This window comes from Streptococcus sp. HMSC062B01 (assembly GCF_001811085.1).
Lineage (GTDB): Bacteria > Bacillota > Bacilli > Lactobacillales > Streptococcaceae > Streptococcus > Streptococcus gordonii.
Genome location: NZ_KZ672782.1, coordinates 136,544 through 137,730, shown reverse-complemented (window position 1 = coordinate 137,730; position 1,187 = coordinate 136,544). Strand labels below are relative to the sequence as shown.

1 protein-coding gene and 1 pseudogene are annotated in these 1,187 nt (G+C 34.5%); both read left to right on the top strand.

The annotated features are described in order from the left end of the window. A pseudogene (locus HMPREF2780_RS05925) lies at nt 1–455 on the top strand (hypothetical protein); the annotation flags it as partial. A 68-nt stretch (nt 456–523) separates the two neighbouring features. Then, nucleotides 524–1,187, top strand: a 664-nt coding sequence (locus HMPREF2780_RS05920) for a hypothetical protein (RefSeq protein WP_158672296.1), incomplete at its 3' end; no start/stop codon positions are given.

Below are 1,187 nucleotides of genomic sequence, written 5' to 3'. Positions count from 1 at the left end.
AATTGACAGAGCTTAGTGAAGCGATGGAAGAGGTAGTTCTCGCACAAAATAGTTTCCCTTCCCTATCTAGAACAAATCTTGATGATATTCTATATTTTAATGGATTTTCAGATTTAAATGATTTAGGTTATATTAATGATAAAAAGGAGAACAAGATTGGGCAGGATATTAACTTTAGCCATGAGTTTCCTGACTTGGTCAAGCGTTTAAAGAAAAATAGAATTACAGAAATTCTGTATCGAAGAGGCTTGGTTTCTCCTGCAGATTACTATGAAGATCTTCGCCATTGGTTTGCGCCAGTTGGTCAGGATAAGCTAGATATAATCGCAAAGGATTATGAAACGAACGAAGAAACTCCTTTAAATAATTACCAAGAATTCATTGATTGGTCCAAAGCGGAAGCTAAAAAAGCACAGGAAAGCATAAACGCAAATAGGAAAAAAGAGGCAAATTAATATGCCACAAATTTGCGAAACATCGTTTATCAACAGGCTTTGACTGAAACGGGTAATAAGGACAATAAATGAATAAAAGAAAACAAATTATTTTAGTGATTGCTGTCTTACTAGTAGCTTTCTGTAGCTTTGTTTATCTAAAAAAACAATTCTTTTCTCCTTCCAAGCCAAAGGAAGAGTCTAGAAAGGAAACGCTTGTATATGATTCTTCGCTGAAAGATATCACTCTAACAAAAGATGGGCGCTATGTCTTAGTTAGTCCTAAAGATGTAAATTGGCAATCCAATGATTTAAGGATGAGTCGTAACTACGTAGTCTCAACATTTACAACTTATGAGCACTTTTATGCAAAAAAGAATACCTTACCATCCGGTAAACTCGTAAAATTTGATATTATCACTTATGATTTACGTAAAAAAAATTTCGATGAAAAGCGCATAGACCTCAAAAAAGCCGTAGAAGAATATGATTCAGATTATGGCTTGAGAGATGATGGGGCCATCCAAGAAGTTGGTTCTAGTTTCTATTTTGAGGGTAAAGATTATGTACGGATTTCCGTTTCAAAAAGAAAAAATTTGGAAGAAAAAAAAAGACTAGTGCTAAATCTGGAAAATGGGAAATTGACAGAGCTTAGTGAAGCGATGGAAGAGGTGCTTCTCGCACAAAATAGTTTCCCTTCCCTATCCAGAACCAATCTCGATGATATTCTATATTTTAATGGATTTTCAGATT